7 protein-coding genes are annotated in these 4567 nt (G+C 67.9%); 4 read left to right on the forward strand and 3 right to left on the reverse strand.

The features are described from left to right. Window positions 1-249: hypothetical protein (locus PV363_RS16010; protein ID WP_301022851.1), on the forward strand; the 249-nt coding region annotated here is incomplete at its 5' end. A 29-nt stretch (window positions 250-278) separates the two neighbouring features. On the opposite strand, the gene PV363_RS16015 is transcribed toward PV363_RS16010, so the two are convergent. Then, window positions 279-1070 (reverse strand): hypothetical protein, encoded by a 792-nt coding sequence (locus PV363_RS16015; protein WP_301022852.1) that lies wholly within the window; start codon window positions 1068-1070, stop codon window positions 279-281. A gap of 183 nt (window positions 1071-1253) precedes the next feature. Here PV363_RS16015 and PV363_RS16020 point away from each other — a divergent pair, with 183 nt between their 5' ends. Genes PV363_RS16020 through PV363_RS16030 form a run of 3 tightly spaced genes read left to right on the forward strand, consistent with a single transcriptional unit; the run spans window position 1254 to window position 3724 of the window. After that, a complete protein-coding gene (locus PV363_RS16020; RefSeq protein WP_220344939.1) occupies window positions 1254-2225 on the forward strand; it encodes a hypothetical protein in 972 nt (323 codons plus the stop codon). Window positions 2226-2260: 35 nt separating this feature from the next. After that, window positions 2261-3082: a polyphosphate kinase 2 gene (ppk2, locus tag PV363_RS16025; protein ID WP_301022853.1), complete on the forward strand. Its 822-nt coding sequence runs from the start codon at window positions 2261-2263 to the stop codon at window positions 3080-3082. Window positions 3083-3142: 60 nt separating this feature from the next. Then, window positions 3143-3724, forward strand: coding sequence for a GNAT family N-acetyltransferase (locus tag PV363_RS16030; protein WP_220365285.1), 582 nt, complete (start codon window positions 3143-3145; stop codon window positions 3722-3724). Between the two features lie 3 nt (window positions 3725-3727). On the opposite strand, the gene PV363_RS16035 is transcribed toward PV363_RS16030, so the two are convergent. Then, complete coding sequence (locus tag PV363_RS16035) at window positions 3728-4156, reverse strand: hypothetical protein (protein WP_220341454.1); 429 nt, start codon at window positions 4154-4156, stop codon at window positions 3728-3730. Window positions 4157-4189: 33 nt separating this feature from the next. Next, a partial coding sequence (locus PV363_RS16040) for a hypothetical protein (protein ID WP_301022854.1) occupies window positions 4190-4567 on the reverse strand: 378 nt, incomplete at its 5' end.

Here is a 4567-nt window from a genome sequence, read left to right on the forward strand (position 1 = left end):
GAGGCGAAGCAGGCGGGGGTGTGGGTCTTCGGCGCCGGGATCGACAGCGGTGAAGTCTCGGGGGTGACCGTCTCCACCGACGGTCGGGCCGTCCCGATCGCCGACCCCGCGCGCCGGCCGCCCGTCGGAGGGTTCTCCATCGTGGACGTCGCCTCGTACGAGGAGGCGTGCGGGTGGGCCGCGAAGATCGCGGCGGGGTGCCGCTGCGAGCAGGAGGTGTGGGAGCTCATGCCGGACGACGCGATGTAACCGCCGCGTCGCGGGCCCACTGTCATCCCTCAGGCAGAGTCGTCCATCACGCTTCCGAGGCGACTCACAGCAGTCGAGACAAGACCCGCGAACTGCTGTGGGTCGGAGGGGCCAAGATCGATCAGCGAGACGTACGCGAGGTTGTTGCCCATCCGTACGAACGCCCATCGAAACGTGATCGGGAACCGAACGTCGCGATATATTGCTTTCCCGCGGACGAGGACGTTCAGCTGCTGATCAACGCCGTCAATGGTCATGTCTGTATTCGTCGTCACCTTCCCCTTCAGCGTCACCCCCTCCTCGGAGATCGCGAGCTTCCGGCACTCCGCGAAGGCGTTGGCCATCTGGTCGAGCATCTTCTCGGCGACATCAGGGGTCGACAGCGACGTCACACTGTTGTCGATCTCGCTCGAGCTGATGTCACCGGCCTTCTCGAAGGCGACCTCGACCTCCGGAGCGTCTCCCTCCGGCTCTTCGATCGTGTCGAGTTTCTTGAGGCAGCCGATGTCGCTGGGATCTGAGCCTTCTGAGTCTTCGGACCCGTCCGACGTGTCCGCTCTGATCTTGCGATATCTCGCGCCGACATCCGCACGAGTCAGGAGCGCGGTCTTGAGCTGAGCCTTCGTCAGGGCTTGAGCCTTCTCCTCGGCTTCCCCGCTCGGGCTCGGCTCGCTCTGGGTCGGGTCGCTCTGAGTCTGGCTGCTTGGGTTCGGGTCGCTCGAATCCTGGTCACTGTCGTCACAAGCGGCGACCAGGCACAGCGCGGCGCAGACCATGGCGAGAAGCCACGGCGATCGCGTGCGGTTCGATGAGCGGTGCATGGCAGGCAGCGTCGCACGACAGAGGGTCTCGACCGACAATCCAGATCACCCTCGCGCCCCTCAGGTGACCCCGCGCGCTGCTAGACATGTGCCGTCCCCGGTGCTGATGGCCTCGTCCGCGAAGGAGACGCGATGCTCGACGAACCGCGCACTGACCCTTCGGCCGATCCACGGAGTACGGCCATGATCGTTCGAGGGGTCATCGCCGCACTCGTGCTCGTCATCGCCGTGTTCGTCGCTCGCAGCGTCATCAACGCGACCCAGTTCTCGCCGACGGGACCCGTCGAGGACTACATGGCGGCGCTCGGTCGTGGTGACGCCGAGGCCGCGCTCGCGATCGCGGAGTCGGAGCTGCCCTTCTCGGAGCAGGCCCTGCTGAGCAACGAGGTGTACGAGAAGGTCGAGGGACGTCCGGACGACGTCGAGGTCCGGACTGTTCGGCGCGACGGTGACGCGGCCGTGGTCGAGGCGTCCTGGGAGCTCGACGGAAGCACCGTCGAGCAGGAGTTCAGCGTCGTCCGCGACGGCAGCAGCTATGGGATCTTCGACCGGTGGAAGCTGAGCCCGCCCGAGGTCCCCGTCGTCGACCTCACGAACTCGATGGACGGAGGCACGCCTGCTGTCGTGGTGAACGGCGTCGAGATGAAAATGCCCGACCCTGACTCGCCGCGGTTCGCCGCGCTCCCCGGGATGTGGGAGGTGACCCTGCCCGACCGAGCACCGTTGGTCACTGCGCCGACGATCAGGGCGCCTGTCGGGGGCGTCGCGCAGGAAGGACTGCCGGTCTACGTCACCGACACGCTGGAGTACACGATGACGCCCGCCGCACTCGACGCGGCAGAGGGCCTTGCCCGGGCCGAGCTCGACACGTGTCTTGCCAGCCGGAAGCCCGATCCGCCGGGCTGCCCGTTCCGAGACGTGAACGCCCAGGTCGCTGGTGCGCCCCGGGTGACCTGGACCTTGACCACAACGCCGACGATCACCGCCACGGCGTACGACTCGACCACGATCCGTGTGGCGGTGGCGGACGGCATGGCAACGACCAGAGGTGGGGAGGCACAGCCTGATGCGGGCGCGGCGGGCATCGACTACACCGTCGAGTACACGATGAAGGACGGCCGCCTGGTCAAGACCGAAAACTTCGGGGCTTCCTGAGCGCCATCGAAGGCCACCAGCGCTAGTGTCCCGTCATGAGCGCCGCAGCGAAGAAGCATCCCAAGCTCGACAAGAAGGTGTACGAGGCCGAGCTCGCCCGGCTGCAGATCGAGCTGGTGAAGCTCCAGGAGTGGGTGCGCCACAGCGGGGCGCGCATCGTGATCCTCTTCGAGGGGCGCGACGCGGCCGGCAAGGGCGGCACGATCAAGCGCGTCGCCGAGAACCTCAATCCGCGCGTCGCGCGCATCGCGGCGCTCCCTGCGCCGACCGAGCGCGAGAAGACGCAGTGGTACTTCCAGCGCTACGTGCCGCACCTGCCCGCAGCGGGGGAGATGGTGCTGTTCGACCGCTCTTGGTACAACCGCGCAGGAGTCGAGCACGTGATGGGCTACTGCACCGAGGAGCAGTACGCGCTGTTCATGCGGCAGGCGCCGACGTTCGAGCAGATGCTGATCGACGACGGGATCCTGCTGCGCAAGTACTGGTTCTCGGTGTCCGACGAGGAGCAGCTCAAGCGGTTCCAGTCCCGGGCCGCCGATCCGATCCGACGGTGGAAGCTGAGTCCGACCGACATCGAGTCGATCAACCGGTGGGAGGACTACTCGCGGGCCAAGGACGAGATGATGGCCTACACCGACACGGTGACGAGCCCGTGGTTCGTGATCGAGTCCGACAGCAAGAAGCGCGCACGGCTCAACATGATCGCCCACTTCCTGTCCACCATCCCGTACACCGACGTCGAGCCTCCCGGCATCGAGATCCCCGACCGGCCGGCCGCCACCAGCTCGTACGAGCGACCGCCGCGGGAGCGGGCGACGTACGTGCCGGACCACGTCGCTGACGTGCTCGAGAGCTGACCCTCGCCGTCCCCCGCAGAGGGGTGCGCGTGTCGGTGGGTCGTTCTACGCTCGTGGGCCATGGGGATCGAGGTGCGACCGGCCACGTCGTTCGAGGACGTGGCGACGATGGTGGGGCCGAAGCGCCCTGACGCCAACGTGTGCTGGTGCCTGAGCTACCGGCTCACGACGTCGAAGGAGAACCAGTCGCTCGCCGGCCCCGCCCGGGGTGAGCGGATGCGCGATCTGGTGAAGGAGGACCCGCCGCCGGGTGTCCTGGCGTACGACGGGGACGAGGTCGTCGGGTGGGCGGGCGTGCATCCGCGTGCCGACACGAGCTTCGCGGGCAACCGCAGGATCCCCCACGTCGACGACCTCGACGTGTGGTCGCTGTGGTGCGTGCGGGTGCGGCCGGGGCACCGTGGCCAGGGCATCGTGCGCCCGTTGATCGAGGGCGCCGTCGACTTCGCCCGCGACCACGGCGCGCCGGCGGTCGAGGCCTATCCGGTCGACAACGGCGGCGCGAAGGTCGACCTCACGATGGCGTACGTCGGCACGCTGGCGATGTTCGAGGGAGCAGGGTTCACGAAGGCAGCCGACACGGACTCGGTCCTCAACGGCTTCCCCCGCGTCCTCGTACGCCGCGACCTGCGCTCCTCATGATGCTCAGCGCGATTGCTGCGACGGTGCGCGCGCCGCGAGATACACGGGCCGCACGCGCCTCCTCGCCACCGCCCCGAGCACCGCGAACGCGGCGAGCAGCAACACCAGCGGCAGGTTCCGACCGATGCCGAGCCACCCTGACCCCACGGAGTACGCCGCCCAGGCGTTGACAGCGACGAACCCTCCGAGGCCAACGCGCCCCACCGCCCAGCCCCGAGCGGTCCTCGTGCCGACTGGCAGGACGAACACGATGCCCAAGCACGCCGCGCCAGCCGCGCTCAGTGCGGCAGTGAACCATCCCGCGTGCCAGAGTCCGAGTTCGATGATCAGCCAGCCGAAGTAGACGGTCCACGCCATGGCGACGAGCCCTTCGATGAACGCCACCCCGCTCAACAGGTAGAGGAGGCGTCGCGTGGTGCGGTCCAGGTCCATGGCCGTCATCGTCGCACCCGAAAGGTTCCCTCCTCAGCGACTGGCGCGCCGCGCCTTGAGGACACCGTCGATGACGTCCCACGCGGTGACGACGAGCACACCGACGAGGATCCCCTGCGTCACCTGGTCGAGTGTCGAGGCATCCCACCCGAGACGATCGACCAGCTCGGGGTTGAGGAAGTCGCCGCTCTTCAGGACGGGCACCGTCACCGCAGCGAAGGCCACGCCGAACGCCGCGTTGATGCCGGCCGCCGTGCACGTCCATCCCTTGACGTGCACCCAGAGGGTGAACACGATCTCGAGCGCGATCAGGCCGAGCACGATCGGGATCCACGACCCCCACAGAGCCGGGTCGAGTGCCGGGATGCTCTCGCCGTCGAGACGGATGGGCGAGTTGGTCTGCTGCCCGAT

The sequence above is a fragment of the Mumia sp. genome, from assembly GCF_028803055.1.
Classification (GTDB): domain Bacteria; phylum Actinomycetota; class Actinomycetes; order Propionibacteriales; family Nocardioidaceae; genus Mumia.

Bases quoted from the DNA above. Each gene is read 5' to 3' on its own strand.
- PV363_RS16015 (WP_301022852.1), bottom strand. From the start codon at position 1,070: ATGCACCGCTCATCGAACCGCACGCGATCGCCGTGGCTTCTCGCCATG.
- PV363_RS16020 (WP_220344939.1), top strand. From the start codon at position 1,254: ATGATCGTTCGAGGGGTCATCGCCGCACTCGTGCTCGTCATCGCCGTG.
- ppk2 (WP_301022853.1), top strand. From the start codon at position 2,261: ATGAGCGCCGCAGCGAAGAAGCATCCCAAGCTCGACAAGAAGGTGTAC.
- PV363_RS16030 (WP_220365285.1), top strand. From the start codon at position 3,143: ATGGGGATCGAGGTGCGACCGGCCACGTCGTTCGAGGACGTGGCGACG.
- PV363_RS16035 (WP_220341454.1), bottom strand. From the start codon at position 4,156: ATGGACCTGGACCGCACCACGCGACGCCTCCTCTACCTGTTGAGCGGG.